This is a genomic window from Dictyoglomus sp. NZ13-RE01 (assembly GCA_002878375.1).
Lineage (GTDB): Bacteria > Dictyoglomota > Dictyoglomia > Dictyoglomales > Dictyoglomaceae > NZ13-RE01.
This window is the reverse complement of record NIRF01000020.1, coordinates 1-17072: the sequence shown is the minus strand read 5'-3', so window position 1 is coordinate 17072 and position 17072 is coordinate 1. Positions and strand designations below refer to the sequence as shown.

Annotated in this window: 17 protein-coding genes and 1 pseudogene; 6 read left to right on the top strand and 12 right to left on the bottom strand. The window is 31.8% G+C overall.

The window, feature by feature from the left end; all coding sequences use genetic code 11:
* The first annotated feature begins 313 nt into the window (after nt 1-313).
* The 4 genes and pseudogenes from CBR30_09280 to CBR30_09265 all read left to right on the top strand — a co-directional run bounded on the left by CBR30_09280 (nt 314) and on the right by CBR30_09265 (nt 2684).
* A pseudogene (locus CBR30_09280) lies at nt 314-523 on the top strand (peptide ABC transporter permease).
* A complete protein-coding gene (locus tag CBR30_09275) occupies nt 523-1485 on the top strand; it encodes a dipeptide/oligopeptide/nickel ABC transporter ATP-binding protein (GenBank protein ID PMQ00813.1) in 963 nt (320 codons plus the stop codon). Before CBR30_09280 ends, CBR30_09275 begins: the two are co-directional and overlap by 1 nt.
* A 15-nt stretch (nt 1486-1500) precedes the next feature.
* Nucleotides 1501-2517 (top strand): dipeptide/oligopeptide/nickel ABC transporter ATP-binding protein, encoded by a 1017-nt coding sequence (locus tag CBR30_09270; GenBank protein ID PMQ00812.1) that lies wholly within the window; start codon nt 1501-1503, stop codon nt 2515-2517.
* Nucleotides 2502-2684: a hypothetical protein gene (locus tag CBR30_09265; protein ID PMQ00811.1), complete on the top strand. Its 183-nt coding sequence runs from the start codon at nt 2502-2504 to the stop codon at nt 2682-2684. Before CBR30_09270 ends, CBR30_09265 begins: the two co-directional genes overlap by 16 nt.
* 80 nt (nt 2685-2764) lie before the next feature.
* On the opposite strand, the gene CBR30_09260 is transcribed toward CBR30_09265, so the two are convergent.
* The 9 genes from CBR30_09260 to CBR30_09220 all read right to left on the bottom strand — a co-directional run bounded on the left by CBR30_09260 (nt 2765) and on the right by CBR30_09220 (nt 13350).
* On the bottom strand, nt 2765-5296 hold the full coding sequence (locus tag CBR30_09260) for a hypothetical protein (protein ID PMQ00810.1): 2532 nt from the start codon (nt 5294-5296) through the stop codon (nt 2765-2767).
* A 41-nt stretch (nt 5297-5337) separates the two neighbouring features.
* The gene (locus tag CBR30_09255) at nt 5338-6882 is read right to left on the bottom strand and encodes a hypothetical protein (protein ID PMQ00809.1); all 1545 of its coding nucleotides are present in this window, start codon (nt 6880-6882) and stop codon (nt 5338-5340) included.
* A gap of 65 nt (nt 6883-6947) precedes the next feature.
* Nucleotides 6948-7793 (bottom strand): ABC transporter permease, encoded by an 846-nt coding sequence (locus CBR30_09250; GenBank protein ID PMQ00808.1) that lies wholly within the window; start codon nt 7791-7793, stop codon nt 6948-6950.
* A 15-nt stretch (nt 7794-7808) separates the two neighbouring features.
* Nucleotides 7809-8708: an ABC transporter permease gene (locus CBR30_09245; protein ID PMQ00807.1), complete on the bottom strand. Its 900-nt coding sequence runs from the start codon at nt 8706-8708 to the stop codon at nt 7809-7811.
* Nucleotides 8709-8774: 66 nt separating this feature from the next.
* On the bottom strand, nt 8775-10043 hold the full coding sequence (locus CBR30_09240; protein PMQ00806.1) for an ABC transporter substrate-binding protein: 1269 nt from the start codon (nt 10041-10043) through the stop codon (nt 8775-8777).
* 76 nt (nt 10044-10119) lie between these two features.
* Nucleotides 10120-11328: a hypothetical protein gene (locus tag CBR30_09235; protein ID PMQ00805.1), complete on the bottom strand. Its 1209-nt coding sequence runs from the start codon at nt 11326-11328 to the stop codon at nt 10120-10122.
* Nucleotides 11329-11558: 230 nt separating this feature from the next.
* Nucleotides 11559-12104, bottom strand: coding sequence for a hypothetical protein (locus CBR30_09230; protein ID PMQ00804.1), 546 nt, complete (start codon nt 12102-12104; stop codon nt 11559-11561).
* 66 nt (nt 12105-12170) lie between these two features.
* Nucleotides 12171-12500 carry a hypothetical protein gene (locus CBR30_09225; GenBank protein ID PMQ00803.1) on the bottom strand — a complete coding sequence of 110 codons (330 nt, stop codon included), beginning with the start codon at nt 12498-12500 and terminating at the stop codon, nt 12171-12173.
* Complete coding sequence (locus tag CBR30_09220; protein PMQ00802.1) at nt 12472-13350, bottom strand: hypothetical protein; 879 nt, start codon at nt 13348-13350, stop codon at nt 12472-12474. Before CBR30_09220 ends, CBR30_09225 begins: the two co-directional genes overlap by 29 nt.
* Before the next feature lie 413 nt (nt 13351-13763).
* Here CBR30_09220 and CBR30_09215 point away from each other — a divergent pair, with 413 nt between their 5' ends.
* Nucleotides 13764-14654, top strand: coding sequence for a hypothetical protein (locus CBR30_09215; GenBank protein PMQ00801.1), 891 nt, complete (start codon nt 13764-13766; stop codon nt 14652-14654).
* 36 nt (nt 14655-14690) lie between these two features.
* On the opposite strand, the gene CBR30_09210 is transcribed toward CBR30_09215, so the two are convergent.
* Nucleotides 14691-15230, bottom strand: coding sequence for a laminarinase (locus tag CBR30_09210; protein ID PMQ00800.1), 540 nt, complete (start codon nt 15228-15230; stop codon nt 14691-14693).
* A gap of 146 nt (nt 15231-15376) precedes the next feature.
* Between CBR30_09210 and CBR30_09205 the strand changes: the two genes are divergently transcribed.
* Nucleotides 15377-16102 (top strand): 3-oxoacyl-ACP reductase, encoded by a 726-nt coding sequence (locus CBR30_09205; protein ID PMQ00799.1) that lies wholly within the window; start codon nt 15377-15379, stop codon nt 16100-16102.
* On the opposite strand, the gene CBR30_09200 is transcribed toward CBR30_09205, so the two are convergent.
* Together CBR30_09200 and CBR30_09195 are read right to left on the bottom strand one after the other, a co-directional pair.
* Nucleotides 16071-16526, bottom strand: coding sequence for an RNA polymerase subunit sigma-70 (locus CBR30_09200; protein PMQ00798.1), 456 nt, complete (start codon nt 16524-16526; stop codon nt 16071-16073). The genes CBR30_09205 and CBR30_09200 overlap by 32 nt on opposite strands.
* A 68-nt stretch (nt 16527-16594) precedes the next feature.
* Nucleotides 16595-16786: a hypothetical protein gene (locus tag CBR30_09195; GenBank protein PMQ00797.1), complete on the bottom strand. Its 192-nt coding sequence runs from the start codon at nt 16784-16786 to the stop codon at nt 16595-16597.
* Nucleotides 16787-17072 lie beyond the last annotated feature (286 nt).

Below are 17072 nucleotides of genomic sequence, written 5' to 3'. Positions count from 1 at the left end.
AAAATTCATCCCTTTATCTTTTAGAAATTCCATCAGTCTTCTATATGTAAATTCTCTATCAAAGATAAAAACTGTCCCTTTTGGAATTAATGGAAGAAGTAAAGAGATACTTTCAATCAATTAGATATGTAAAAAATCTTCTAAATCTATTTACCAAAGCTTGAGTAGAGGAGTAGTTAATGGGATTAACAAGATTTAAAGATAAAGCTTGCTATGACCATAGTTTTCACCTCCCGGGGTTTGGATATGATATCTTTCTAATCTAATTCTAACCCTGGGAGGTTTTTCTTTTCAAAAAATGATTACAGGTCAGATGTTTCTTGGTCTTGCCAAATTTGATCCAACCCATTGGGGAGTAATGCTTAATTATGCATTATATCAGGCAGGTGCTTTATACACTCCTCGTGGTTTTCATTATCCAATAATCATAATGATTCATATAGTTTTATTAATATATGGAGGAATTCTTTTTGCTCAAGGAATAGAAGAAATATTTAATCCAAAGCTACGGAGGTATGAATAGTGGGAACTATATTATCTGTAAAAAATCTTAAGGCGGTTTATTTGGTTAGGGAAGGAACTATAAAAGCTTGTGATGGCGTATCTTTTGATATAGAAGAAAATACTGTATCTGCTATTGTAGGAGAAAGTGCCTCTGGAAAAAGCACCATCATTGAAGCAATGACTCTAACTCTCCCTCCTAATTCAAAAATTCTCGAAGGAGAAGTAATCTATAATGGTAAAAATCTTCTAAATCTTCCTGAAAGCGAGCTAAGAAAAATAAGATGGTCTGAGATAGCATTAGTTCCTCAGGCAGCCCAGCAATCTCTAAATCCAACCATGAAAATAATAGATCATTTCTTTGATACAGTTTATGCCCATAACAATAATTGGCAAAACAGTAAAATAATTGAAAGGGCGGAAGAATTAATATCGCTTGTAAGACTTGATCCCAAAAACGTCCTATATTCCTTTCCTCATCAATTATCAGGAGGAATGAAACAGAGAGTCCTTATTGCTCTTTCCCTAATATTCAACCCTAAAATTCTCATATTAGATGAGCCTACATCAGCATTAGATGTATTAACTCAAGCCCACATTATCCAACTTCTAAAAAATCTTAAGAAAGAGCTTAATCTCACTTTAATTTTTGTTACCCATGATATAGCAGTTGCTGCAGAGCTTTCCGATAGAATCTGTGTAGTATATGCAGGAAATATTGTAGAAAGTGGTCCTACAAGAAGTATCCTAAAAGATCCAAAACATCCATATACTCAAGGCTTAGTTAACTCTATAATGAGTTTAATCTCAGATCCAGAAAAGATAAAGGGAATTCCAGGAGATCCCCCAAGTTTACTAAATCCGCCCTCTGGTTGTAGATTTCATCCAAGATGTCCATATGTTAAAGAAGAGTGTAAAAAGGAAAAACCTCCAATGTTCTCTATAGATAATAACAGAGAAGTTGCATGCTATCTTTATAAATAGGAGGAGTATGTAAGAATGGAAATTCCAGTATTAGAATTAGAAGGAGTTACCAAAATATTTACCCGAGGCTACTTTAATAAAAAATATATTGTTGCATTAGAGGGTATCAATTTAAAAATAAATAAACAAGATAGATGGGCAATTATTGGTGAAAGTGGAATGGGAAAAACTACATTGGCAAGAATTGCAAGCCTTTTGGAAACACCAACAAAAGGAAAAATAAAATGGTTTGGAAGGGATTTGTCAAACATATCTAAGAAAGAATTATCCTATTTAAGAACAAAAGTCCAATATGTACATCAAGATCCTTATGCTTCCTTACATCCATCAAGAAACATATATTCTACGTTGGCGGATCCTCTTAAGAAAAACAATAATATTAGAGGAAAGCAGATTGATAATAAAGTTGAGGAACTTCTCAATTTAGTTGGTCTTACACCTCCTTCCTATTTTTTAAATAAATATCCCCATCATCTTTCTGGAGGTGGAAGACAAAGACTTGCCATTGCAAGGGCTCTCACAGCAAATCCAGAAATTCTTATTGCGGATGAGCCCATAAGCATGATAGATATGTCTCTTAGAGCTACTATTATTCAACTTCTAAAAATTCTTAACAAAGAATTAGGACTTTCTATAATACTAATTCTACATGACATTGGAGCTGCAAGGTTCTTTGCAACTAATGGAGGGAAATTAGTCATATTATATGGAGGAAGAATTGTAGAAAAAGGAGAATGTGAAGAGGTCATAAACAATCCTTTACATCCCTACACAAGAACTTTGATATCTGCAACCCCTATTTCCGATCCTGATTTAGCAAAAGAGAAAAAAATACCAGAATTAAGATCCTACGAACCACCAAAAAGAGAACTGGGCAAAAATTCATGTCCTTTCTCTCATGCCTGCTTATATTCTCAAGATATTTGTTTAAGAGAAGATCCTGTTTTAGAAAATGTTAATGAAAAGCATGAGGTTGCCTGCTTCTTTTGGAAGGACCTACCTAAGTGGATCCCTCCATGGATAAAAGAATAAAAAAACCACCTCAACAAATCTTAGCCCTAATTTTTGTAATAGTAATGGGGATATTATGGCTCATATTCTGGAGAAGGTCAGGAATTGAGCTATACATCACCATTATCTCTATTATTATTTCATTAATCATATTATTTTTGATAATAAAAAACCTAAATGAAATCTGATATAATAGATAATTGAGGTATATCCTTTTACCTCCCATAGGCAAGACCAAAGTATTTAGCTTGGGTCTTGCCTCTAAATTTTAACTTAAATCTTGAACAATTCTATTCCAAAGCCAAACTGTTAAAGGGTCTGAAAAATCCTTAAATGATAGTGTTGATATCATAATTTTCCCATTTTCATATGGAATCTCTATAAGGTAACCTCCAGGCGACATAATCCATCCATAAAAAGTTCCCGCTAATATACTTTCCGAATCCCTTGGATCAATATTGATAATTAAATTATCAGAAATAAGAGAAAAAAAGGAGAAATCCCATGGATTTGGAAGAATAACTTTTGAGAAGAAGCTTTTCTTTCTATGAAAATTAAAATTATTTATCCAATCTCCATGATATAAATCTTTTTTCCTAGAAACAATCTGCCATCCTTTTTCTTCCTTTAAAAATCCTAAAGAGAATTCATCAGAAGCTAAAATTAGTAAATTTCCACCCTGCATTAAGAAGTTTTTATCCTCATCTGTAAGATAGTTTTTAATTCTCAATTTATCTGTTCCTTTGTCGATATCTTCTTTGGGGAAAATATAAAAATCATAAAAGTTTTTCGCAATAATTTCGCCTGTTACACTTTTTAAATATAGTAAGAGTCTCTTCCTGGTAAGAGACTTGACTTCTGGAAGCTCCAAAGACAATTCTCCTAACTCCTGCCATTGATTTAATTTATAATTCTCTAATTTCTTTTCAATGATTTTTTCCGAATCATCAAATTTTAGTATCACCATTTCTGCAGGTGATACTAAACATCCCTCTAACAAGATATCCATTTTTTCTCCACTTTTCCAATTAGGCTTATAAAAATGTAATGATATAAAATTGGGATTATTAAGCCATTTCAAGTTTTCATGAAATATTTTTGGATTTCCCCAAGGATCTAATAAGCCATTAGATTCCCAAAAAACATCAGTAAATTCTGTGATGATATAGCCTTTTATAGATGGATGTTTCCTTATAATCTCAATTTCATGTTTTAGAGACAGAAACTCATGTCTTTGAGTCTCTTTTATAAACTCTTCAAAGGAGCCAAAAACTTCATCCAATTTCCAAGAATAAAATCTTTTTCTAACATCCCAAGGAGGATTTGACTCCATGTATTTAGGAATATTAAATACAAAACTCTCTGGTATATTGTATAGCCCCCAATTTCCAAATTCAGAAATTACAAGAGGCTTATTTCCTTTTTCCGCATCACCATATGGGCTATAAGTCCAAAAATCTCTTTTAGAGAAACCATTAATGAAGTCTTCCCACTTCTTAATATGATCAGGAATTGATGTATAGAAGTGAAAATCCTCTATATCAGTTTTTAAGTGAAAATTGGGAATACATGGAGAATTATCTACTACAAGCCTTGTGGGATCAAGATTTTTAACATAATCATACATCTCTTTGAGCCATTCTCTGTTTTCTCTAATACTTAGATCTATTCCCCAACTTTCATTTATAATCCCCCAAACTACAATACATGGATGATTAAAATCTCTTTCTATCATTTCTACTAAGGTTTTTCTTGCTCTTTCTTTCGCTTTTTCTGTCAAATTTTCCCAATAAGGAAGTTCCTCCCAAATTAATATCCCTATATGGTCTGCCCAATACAAATATTCAGGTAGAGGGACTTTTACATGAGTTCTTAGAAGATTTAAACCCATCTCCTTTGCTTTTTGAAGTCGCTCTCTTATTTCCTCAGAAGATTTTGGTATATATATCTTTTCAGCATAGAAATCCTGATCCAAGGCTCCAAAAATATATATGGGCTTATTGTTTAGATATATTTCTCCATCTATTATCTCAATCTTTCTCATTCCAAATTCTGTTTGAAACATATCTCTTAATATATTTCCTTTATATACTTTAATTTCTAAATTATAAAGATTTGGAGCTTCCAATTCCCACAAAATTATTTCGGGAAATTCAAACGTAACAATCTTTTTTTCTGAAGTTATTTCTACCTCTTTATAATAATTCCTTCCTAAAGGATCTATAATTTTAAGACTTAACTTACAATCCTTTTCTAAATCTTTAATGAAGATTTCAATTGTAGCACTTTTATCATCCACATTTGGAAATACTTTTACTTTCTCTACATATGGAGTTTCTACTTTTTCCAAATATACTTTTTGCCATATTCCACTAATATTTCCATACCAAGTATCGTGGGCTTTCCCATGAGGAATCTCATCCTGAGTAAAATCTCGAAATACTTTTTTATCTTTATTAGGATCGACCACTTTAACTAAAATTTCATTTTCTTCAAGCTTTAAAAACTCATTAATTGAAAAATAAAAAGGTAAAAAACCACCTTCGTGTTCTCCAACAAACTTTCCATTTATCCATACTTCTGAATAATAATCTACTGCAGAAAATCTTAATAAAATTTTACTTTTTAACCAATCCTCAGGGATATCAAAGGTTCTTTTATAATAAAAGCTTCCATAATAATCTTTAAGTTCAGGAAACTCCGCTTGAATTATAGAAGGAACATGTATCTTACCTTTATACTCATTACCTTCCAAATAAAAATCCCATAATCCTTCCAAAGACAAAGTTTCTCTTGCCAAGCTACTAAACCTCCTTCTTTTTTATCTTATTTTGGCTTAGCTTACCTCAATTCTAAATAATTAAAATAGTCAAAATCAAAAATAGAACCTCCAATAGAATAAGGGGAATATGCTGTGATTCCTATCTTCAGAATATCAAAGTCATTTTTAATTGACTTTCCAAAAGATTTCCAATTTTCTTTTTCATCAAACTTATAATAAGCTTCCCATTTATCCCCATTCATTCTTAATTTTAAATAGCATGTTTTATTATTAGGTATATTTTCTATCGTAAATTTTTCATAGTCTTCTACATTTTTATGTGCAAATTCCAATATTATTTTCCCTTTTTTCTTAGTTCTCACAAATTCTAAATAATGATTATAATTATCAAAAACAATTAACCCTGCTCTATCCTGTTCCTCTTCGGAAATAACTTCAAACTTAGTTGAGATTTCAAATTTATGATCCCATGTGTATTGAGTAAATATATTAGATACATCTAATGGGGTAGAAAGAATAGAATAGATATCAGACATTATTGTCTTTATTCGCAAATATCCTTTTCTTTCGGAGAGAGAATAATCATACTGACCTGTAATACACCATTTTGAAAGATCTAAACTGTCTTTTAAAAAATCATCAGATGTTGCCTTCTGAGGCATTGGTACACCAGAAGGAAATGGTTGGGGAGTATCAGTAGGACCTATGATTTTCACTTTTCCGTCAGGAGTAAATATTAATCTATCAATTGCCAATTGTCTTAAATGAGTTCCTTCCTTTTTCATTTGAGTATGATATACTATGAAATATTCCTTTCCATCAGGGGTTTTTATTACACTATTGTGTCCTGGTCCTGATACACTTTCTGTTCTACTCAATATAGGATTTTCTGATGCTTTTATAAATGGACCAAAAGGAGAATCTGAAACTGCATAACCTACTGAATATTCTGGACTTGCAAAAAAGTTTCCAGAATAGAATAGATAATATTTTTTGTTATATTTAACAACAAAAGGTCCCTCATTCCATTTAGAGTTTCTTTCCCACAATTGGGTAGGAGAGGTTAAAAATTGTGGAGCTCCAATAGTATTTAAAAGATCATCAGTCAATCTTACTACATATATATCACTTGTAGGATTTTCCGAAACATCCCTTGAAAAATATAAGTAAACTTTTCCATCATCATCCACAAAGGGATGGGCATCAATTGTTGCATATCCAAAATCAAAAAGAGGAGCTTTTATATCTTTGAAAGGACCTAAAGGGGTATTAGATACAGCAAGGCAAATTCTTAATGTCTTTTTTCCATTTATATATCCAGCAGAACTATAAAATAAATAAAATTTACCATTTTTATACAATACTTCTGGAGCCCAGAAGGAGTCTTTTCCCCAAGAATTTTCATTAGATCTATATGCCCATCCTTTGTACATCCAATCTACTAAATTATGTGATTCCCAAACTTCAAACCCGCCTTGATAACCTGCACCCCTTTCAGAAGTAGCATATAAATAGTATTTCCCATTGTAATATAAAACAAAAGGATCTGCTATTTTATAAACGTTTAATGGATTTTTATATTTAGGTACCTCTTCCCCATACATAGTAATTACCCCTAAAATAAAAATTATGATTGTAAAGTAAAGAATTTTTTCATAATATTCCCTCCTTATCTCCCACCAAATCCAGACATAACTACTCCACGTATATAATATCTTTGTAATAGAACAAACAGTATTAATGCAGGAAGTGCAGTTAGAAAGGCTCCAGCCATCATAGTACCATAAAAATGTATATATCTTCCTTGAAGGGTTAGCATTCCTACAGGTAAAGTTCTTTTCTCAGGAGAAGAAAGACAAATAAGAGCCCAGAGATAATCATTCCAGTTAGATAAGAAATTCATAAAACCTAAAGTTAGAAGGGCAGGTTTGGACAAAGGAATTATAATTTTCCATAGAATATATAATTTATTTGCCCCATCTATTTTAGCTGATTCATCTAATTCGTATGGAATTGTAAGAAAATATTGCCTAAGCATGAACACTCCCCAAACACTCGCTAAACCAGGAAAAATAATGGATTTTAGGTCATCCACCCAACCAAAACTATATATTGTTAAGTAATTTGGTATTAGATAAATTATACCTGGAATAGTCATAAAACTTACCAAAAACCAAAAATACCTATCTCTACCTGGAAATTTCATTCTTGAAAAAGCATAAGCAGAAAGACTTGAGACTATTAATCCTAAAATACTATAAGAAAAAGCTGCAATAAAACTATTTTTAAACCAAATAAATACTGGTGTGTCTACGGGATTTCCTAAAATTTTCTTATAATTTTCCCAAGTTGGAGGTATAGGAATCCATTTTACAGGCCAAGCTATAGTCTCATATTCTGGTTTCAAAGAAGTTATAAACATCCAATATATAGGGAAAATCCAAAAAATAGCCAGAATAGTTAATATTAAGTATATTAAAATGTTAAATATTTTTATTCTTAATTTATAATTCATTACAGCCTTCCCCCTTCACTCACCACGAGTAAATAATCGTACTTGTAAGAAAGTTACTATTATCATCACAAAAGCTGTTAAATATGCCATTGCAGATGCAGATCCCATTCTTAAATTTGTTCCAAATCCCTCATTATAAATATGCAACATAACAGTAACAGTACTTCTTCCTGGACCTCCGCCAGTCATTAATTGTGGTTGTCCAAAAAGATTAAAAGAGGCTATAATTGTAGTTATAAAAATGAAAAGAGCGATAGGTTTTAAAGAAGGCAAAGTGATATACCTAAAACTCTGCCACCACCCTGCGCCATCAATTTTTGCCGCTTCATAAAGTTCCTCTGGAATATTTTGAATGCCAATTATAAAATATACCATGTTCCAACCTACGGTCCACCATACTGTAGCTACAACGATAGAAATCCATGCACCAGGTTGCTGGGTTAACCAAGGTATATTCTTAATTCTAAAAAGAGAATAAAGAATGTAATTCAGAAGACCAGACTCATAATTAAATATCCATCTCCAAATAACAGCAACAACAGAAACAGTCAATGCAGTGGGAAGAAAAAAGATAGTCCTAAAAAATCCTCTTCCTTTCTTTGCAGAATTTACTAACAATGCAAGAATAAGAGCTATACCCACTAAGAATGGTACACTATAAATAACAAACTGAATAGTATTCCAGAGAGCTTCCCAATAATACTGAGCAGGTACATTCCTCACTAAAAAAATATCTATATAGTTTTTTAATCCTACAAATCTTTTTTCGCCACTTAATATATCCCATTTATGAAGACTAATCCAAAGCCCTTTAAAAACAGGATAAAGGGCAAAAATAGAAAAGAATATAGCATGTGGAAGAAGATATAAATAAGGAGTTAAAACTCCCTCATCTCCAAATAGCCTTTTTCTCATAATACTAATTTCCTCCTTAAAAATTAAAAAGCAGTGGGGGGTATTTCCCCACTGCTTAAATTTACATTATTCTGAAGCTAAAATCTTATTCGCAAGTTCTACCGCGTCATCCATTGCCTTCTTAGGATCTTTCTTAAAGGTTAAGGCAAAGTTTAAAGCATCCCAAATTGGTCCTGTTGCTTCACCATATTTAGGAAAGAGAGGTGGAAATACAATATATGGAGGAATTTCCTGGCCAAGCTTTCCTATGTATGGTATTTTTTTGAAATCACTACTTCTTAATACTGATAATCTTGCTGGTAATTGCCCAGCCTTTGCCCACTCTAAACTCTTTCTACTGACCCATCCTATGAAGGTTTTAGCTGCAGATAATTTATCAGGATCTAGTGTTCTCTGTCTGAATACTACGAAATTATGAGAACCTGCCCAATTTGCTAAAGTTTTCATTCCTAATTGTGGCACTCTTCCTGCTCCAAATTCTAATCCTGGTTGTTCCTGATATGCCGTTAACATCCATATGCCATTAAATTCCATAGCACAAGTTCCTCTCTTAAAGGCATCAACATCGGCATCTACTGCTACATTTTCTGGAGATACTTTATATACCTTTATTAAATCTACTAAAAACTGTAATGCGTCTACTCCCTCAGCAGAGTTGAATAGAGCTTTTTTATTATCTGGAGTAAATAGTGTTCCACCATTTCCAAAGAAAATAGAATACCATATCATGAAGTTAGGCCAACCAACAGGAATCATTGTTCCCCACTGATCTATCTTTCCATCACCATCTTTATCCTTTGTAAGTTTTTTAGCATATTCAATAAATTCTGTTCTATTCTTTGGCGGCTTTTCAGGATCTAAACCTGCTTCTCTAAATAGCTTTTTATTCCAGTAAAAAACTAGTGGATGTACATCTAATGGTATAGCATATCTTTTACCCTCATATATTCCTGCTCTCCAAACAGATGGTATAAAGTCTTTTTCTGAAAGTTTTAGTTCTGCTGCTAAATCATCTAATGGAATAATTACTCCTCTTGGTACATACGCTGAAATCTGATCTAAATGCATTATCCCTACATCTGGTGGATTTCCTGCTGCAACTGCTGCCACTACTTTTGTATAGTAATCTCCCCATGGCATAACAGACATCTTTACTTCTATTCTTCCTGCATAGGTTTTATTGAATTCATCTACAAGATTTTGCATGTATCTTCCATCAGGTCCTGTAAATCCATTCCAAAATGTAAGCTCTACTTTTTTAGCTGCAAGCCCTGGTCCTATTATTAAACTCAATACTAATATAGAAATTAAAACTAAAGAAACCTTTTTAAACATATCCTTTTACCTCCCATTAAAATTTTTGGAGAATTAAAAGGAGAAATTTTATTTATTGTCTTTTATCACCTCCTTTTTACAAGACTAATCCTAAACGTTGATATGCAAAATCCATAGCAAGCTTTGCAGCACCAGTCATACCCGCTTCATTACCCAAGAAAGCAAAAACAATTTTTACAGATTCCGCTGGCATTGAAAATACCCTTTCTTTTAGTGTTTCTCTAAGAGAATTCATAATCAATTCTCCTGCTTGCATAACTCCACCACCTAAGATTAATAACTCAGGATTAAAAAGATTTATTAGATTAGCAATTCCAATACCCAAATAATGCCCAGTATCTCTTAAAATTTCTAAAGCTAAGGGATCTCCTGACCACCCTGCACGTGATACAATTTCACCTGTTATTTTTTCTAACTTTCCTTCTACTAAATCATAAATTAGACTTTTTCTTCCTTTCTCTATTAACTCTTTAGCTCTTCTTGCTATAGCAGGACCTGAAGCAACAGCCTCAAGACATCCTTTATTTCCACAACTACATAATGGACCATCGTCTAATATAGTAGTATGTCCAATTTCTCCAGCTCCTTCACTTACTCCTTTATAAAGTTTTCCATCAATTATAATTCCTGCACCTATTCCTGTGCCCACATACATACAAACTAAATTATCAACACCCCTTCCTGCCCCAAAGAATTTCTCTCCTAAAGTTGCGCATCTTACGTCATTCTCAATAAGCACAGGAATATTCACTCTTTGATAAACAATGTCCCTTATGGGAATGTTATGCCAACCTAAATTAGGAGAAAATTTTGAAATACCATTTTTAGTATCCACAAGACCAGGTATGCCAATTCCTATTGCTAAGACTTTTTCTCGTGGAACTTCTGCTAATATAATAATTTTTTCTATTGCTTCTATAATTCTGTTTATTACTGCATCCTTACCATCTTGAGGATTAGTAGGTATTTTTAATTTATGTACAGGTTGAAGACTAAAATCCATAAGAAGAGCAGAAATATAAGTCATTCCAAGATTTATACCGATAACATAGCCTGCATGAGGATATATCTCCAAAAATATTGCAGGTCTTCCCCCGGTAGAATTTGCAGTCCCTGTCTCCAATATATAGGATTGTTTTTTTAATTCTTCTGTTATTATAGTTACTAATGCGGGAGAAAGATTTGTAATTTCTGCAATTTCCTTTCGAGAGATAGGAGCAAACCTTGCTATGGTTTGAAATACTAATGCTTTATTATTTTTTCTTAAGCCCTTTTGATTAGGCATGATCTTATTAATTTAAATCTTAAATTAAGTTTCTATTTATTTATCTATTCCAAAAGCATACTTTTAATTAACTTTACTTACATTATTTGCTTTATAATTATATTCTTAAAATCAGAAATCAAAAGTAAGATAATTTAAAATCTAAAATAACTTTAAAACAACTTTTATATTTTGTCAAGACTTATTTCTTAATTTATTTTGGAAAAATAAATGAGGATAAATATACTTGATTAAATACTGACTTCCAATAAAATATTTTCTTTTCTATATAATTCTAAGTTATCTGCATTAAACTCTGGTTTCATTGATACTTTTATATTGAATAAATCAATAAGGCACCAACCAGTAATAATAAATTCTTTTTCTTTTCTCTCGAAAGTATCAAAACATAGTAAAAGATGATGTCCATCTTCACTAACTTTATTTTTAGAGTTCTTTAAAGGGGAAAAATAAAAGTCTCTTGGTGAACCAACATCTCTCCGTGAAGTTGCTTTCACTTCTAAATATGTTACTCTCCCGTATATATCGGTAATTTTCTCATCAGGATAACCTGTAGATGTTAATCTTTCAAAAGAACTGATTATTTTGAGTTTTTCTCTGTTTTTCTCAAAAAATGAAGGGATCATTCTGTCTTCAAATATACCTACTTCATTATTACGAAAACTTTTTGGTTTAGGAGATTTAATCAATGTTTTATAAAGTTCAAAAGTTATAGGTTGTTTATTATATTGAGTAGCAAAATCATTTACGATAGTATAAATATCTTCTAATAACAATCTATCCCGCTCATCTTTCTTATCTATAGGGATTATTTTCTTATTTTTATTGTTCGACATAACTAATTATTTTTTAAATATTAATATGTTTTCCTTTTGCATCACATTATAAAGTCCAAAAATAATCTTATCTATATTTGTGATTAGTTTAAATCCTATCTTTTCTGCATAATCTATTATAAATTCAACAGTTTTAATCTCTTCTCCCATATAGGTTGCATTCCCTATTATAATAACTGCATATCTTCCAGGCTTTAGAACCCTAAACATCTCTTCCAAGCTTTTTTTCATATCCACGTTATATAAATCAAGTCTTGCCTGACCTTTACCTCGCACACCAATAAATTCTTCCCTAAGTGCAGAAAGATTATATCCTAATTCCATCAATGCTGTCATTTTCTAAATTAAGAGACCTTGAATCACCTATTCTAATATCAGTTTTTCCTAATTTTAAATTTAGCTTTTTAGATATTTCAATATAATCGGAAACTGAAGCTATCATTAGCTCTAAATTTTTTAAAAATGATTGAGAAAAATTTTTGCCTCGTCTTGCATTATCGCTTACGGCAACAAGTTTTGCCATTTTATAAAAATTTTTTACTTTCTCATTAGGTATTGTTTCTATAATATTATCAATAGTCTTTCCTTCTACATTAAATAATGATGGTTTTATACTTCTTGTTATTTCTTCTTTCCATTCTATTATTTCAGAGAAAGCGTCTAATGATTCTGTTTTTACCCTACTCTGAATAACACATAAAGGTGATATATCTATACCTATACAGTTTATTCCTAAAAGTTGTGCTTCTAAAGCAGTGGTACCACTTCCAATAAAGGGGTCAAGAATAGTTTCACCTTGTTTTATTCCAATAATATTCAAAAGAGCCCTTATCATTTGTGGATGAAATTTCCCTTTATAAGGATAAATCCAGTGGGTAAGATATTGATTTACAGAGCGTGTTCTATTCTTTTGAATAATCTGAAAATAATCGGTTGGTTTTCCTTTTACAAATTTAAAATATGCTAATCTCCTTCTGAGTTCTTCTTCATCTTCTACTTCTAATAGTTTAAACTCTCTTAGTCCATTAGTTACTTCAAATTTTACTCCAAGAGCATGCAATTCAAGTTGAGCTAATGCTAATTCATAAATAAACTGAACATTATCAAAAAGAACTAACTGTTTGTTTTCTGACAATTCATTATTATATGTCAAAAAAGAGCTAAATTCTTCAATTCTCTGTAACATTCTTCCCCCTTTTAAAAATAATTTTACCTTCTTTGTATAATATACCTTAAATTAAACCTAATAGTCAAATTTTACTTATCCACAACCTATAACAACAACTATAATGTATTTTAATTTTCTTTATAAAAAAATAAAAAATATTGTTGTAGTAGTAAGAGCTGTGGATAATGTGGATAAATATTAAAAATCGTTGAAGAATAAATGTTTAATCTTGTTGATAACTTTCCACATTTTATCCACAGTTTCCACATTTAAAATTCTATCCACAAAGTTATCCACAATTTAAGGGAGTTATCCACAGACTTATCCACAATTTTTCCACAAAGTTATCCACAGCTGTGGATATTTTATAAATCATAAAAATGAAAAAAGTTGTGATAAAATATAAAAAATAGTTTTTTAGGAGGGGAATAATGATAGAGGAAAGGAAAAAAGAAAAACCAAAGTACCTCATAATAACTGCGGATGATTTTGGTGTTTGCCATTCGGTGAATGAGGCAATAATTAAGCTTTTAGAGAATAAGGTTATATCTGGTGCTACTTTAATGGCACCATGCTCTTGGGCTATAGAGGCTGGAGAATGGGGGAGGATGCATCCTGAGGTAAGTATTGGTGTACATATAACATTAACCAGTGAATGGAAAAATTATAAATGGGGACCTGTCACAAGAAATAAAAGCGTATCAACATTAACAGATAAGTATGGATATTTTCCAGAAAGAGCGGAAGATTTGATTGGTAATGTGGATGAAAAGGAGTTGGAAGAAGAGATTAGAAATCAGATACTTTTGGTAAAAAAATTTGGGATATCACCATCCCATTTAGATAACCATATGGGAAGCTTATATTATGTTAATGGAAGAACTTATCTTCATTTATTAATTGATATTTGTGCAGAGTATAATATTCCTTTGAGGCTTCCTCGATACTTACCCCAAGATGTATTAAAGAGAATGGGACAGGATGCAATTGATGTTCATATGAAGTTGGTCGATATGGCAAAAAAGAAAAACGTACCTATTATTGATTATCTAATATCTTATCCTTATGAACTTAAAACATGCACTTCATATAACTCTTTTATAAGTATGATTATTAATTTATTAAAAAATTTAAAACCAGGAGTTTCTGAGATTATTATTCATCCATCGGTGGAGAGTGATGAGATAAAAGCCTTTAATCCTACTTGGGAAAAGAGGGTTTGGGAGTTTTTGGTATTTAAAAATGAATTGGTAAAAGCTACTATAGAAAGAGAAAATATAAATATAATTTCTTATAAAGATTTGAGAAATTTAACTATTTAGGAGCTGGAAGCAAAAATCTTCCAGCTCCTTTAAGAGTTAGTATTCTTCTAATATTACATTATCTAATATGATTGTACTTGGAACGCTTTTATCACTTATTTTCCCAAAATCAAAAACAATAGTAGTAGCATCATCTTTTAGTGTAAATTCCCAGGTGTAAGTTTTCATTTCAGGAGTTAAATTAAATACGGTTTTATCTATAATGGGCCATGGTGCCTGATTTACTATAGCTCTTACTTGTATATCTCTTTCTTTTGTTGAGCTTGCATCAAATTTAAGTACATACTTTGTATTCTTTTTTAAAGGAGTATGGGTACCAAATTGTATATGCCAAAAGTTAGTTCCTACATTATTTATTATGATATAAAATACTCCTTTTTTGCAACCATACTCTTCTGCCTCTGCTGGACTTGAAGCATCTATTACAATATACCAATTTTGTGGGGCTTGATAGATAACAGGTTCTTCAAAGTTTCCAAGAACTTTTACACTTTTTGGTTTTTTAGCTTCTTGTGCTAATGATAAGGAGAATATTACGAGAAGGGTCAGCAGGAGATACATTAAAAACTTTTTCATGGAGCTTTACCTCCTTGAGATAAATTTTTCTATGAATTATTATAATCTTTGTATATGGAAAAGCAAGATATTTTCTTATCTCTTCACAATTGTTATAAAAATTTGATTATACTTAATTTGAAAATATGTGGTAAAATATTTAAGGTATGGTCTCATTAAAAGGGAAAGTTGCTTTAATTACTGGTGCCAGTAGAGGAATTGGTAAGGCAATCTCAAAGGCTTTAGCCCAAGAAGGTGTAAATTTAGCTATAAACAGTAGGGCTGAAGAAAGTCTTCTTATCCTTAAAAATGAGCTTTCCATCTACAATATAGATATTCTTATATGCCCCTTTGATTTAAGAGATCCAAAGGCTCCTAAAATTTTAATTGAGAAAGTGGTTGAGCATTTTGGTGGTTTGGATATTCTCATAAATAATGCAGGTATTGCCCTTGCTAAATCCATAATGGATACTACAGAGGAAGAATGGGATGAGATAATGGCTGTAAATGCAAGGGCTCCCTTTTTCCTATCAAAGTATGCAATTCCCTACCTAAAAAAGTCTGACATACCTACTATTATAAATATTTCGTCGGTAGTTGGCACAAAAGGATATGTTAATCAAGGTGCATATACAGCATCAAAGCATGCATTAATGGGATTTACAAAGGTTTTAGCCCAGGAGGTCCATGAGGATGGAATAAGGGTACATGTTATCTCTCCTGGAGGGGTTGCCACAGATCTTGTTACTATTATGAGACCAGACCTTGATCCCTCCACTTTGATTAAGCCAGAGGAAATAGCGGAGGTAGTATTATTTTTATTAAAACATAGAGGGAATGCAGTTATAGATGAAATAAACATTAGAAGAGCACAAAATCCTCCTTGGAGATAGAATCTCTTAATTTATTCAATGCCCTCTTTTTATATATCTTTACACTCCCTCTGGAAATTTTTAATCTTTTTGCAATCTCCCTTTCTGATAAACCTACAAAATATATAAGTTTTATTATCTCTTTTTCCCTTTTTGAAAGCCCCCTGAGCCTTATCTTTTTATGGTTTTCCTCTGGAAAATTTTCATATACTATCTTTTGTTTCTCCAATAATTTCTTTCTAAAGGATTTCAAAGAAAAGTAGAGAGATTTTTTCAGATAGGAAGATAAATCTCCTTTTTCAGGCTCATATTTAGCTATAAGTTGGCGAAGGATAAGTTCACCCTCCTGTTTCCAGTCATCCCAATCGATCTCTTTCACATATAATAGGGATAAATATTTGTAAAGAAGAGGCTTATAGGCAGTTGCAAGACTTTCTCTATTCATTTTTCCCTCCCAAATTTTCAAAGATACCTTATTATATTTACTTATAGTAAAAATTTCAAGAGGAATTTTTACTTATGGTGATATTTTGGAAGGAAAAAAAGAAGCCACAGGCTCAACGGACCCTCCGGATTTTCATGGCAATCACCCCCTTTGCTTTCAGTCTCCCTTATCTCCTTCAGTAAGCAGGGAAGCTCTACTTCCCCTTTCCCAAAGGTCAGGAGACCTACTCCGCCACAGGGAGCCTTGCCACGGTCCTCCATCGGACCCCTTGATGCCTGTGGCAATTATATTATACCAAATCCATTCAAAAAATCAATACCTATTAAAATCTGACCTGTAATCAGTTTTTGAAAAGAAAAACCTCCCAGGGTTAGAATTAGATTAGAAAGAGATAACATCCAAACCCCGGGAGGTGAAAACTATGGTCATTAATATTCTACCAGATTTTTCTTTAAGAAAAAAGATAAAAGAAATTTTAATTGTGTTAATAATGAGTTTAATAAAAGAGAAAAAACCATCAATTAGAGCTCTTTCTAAAAAAGCTTT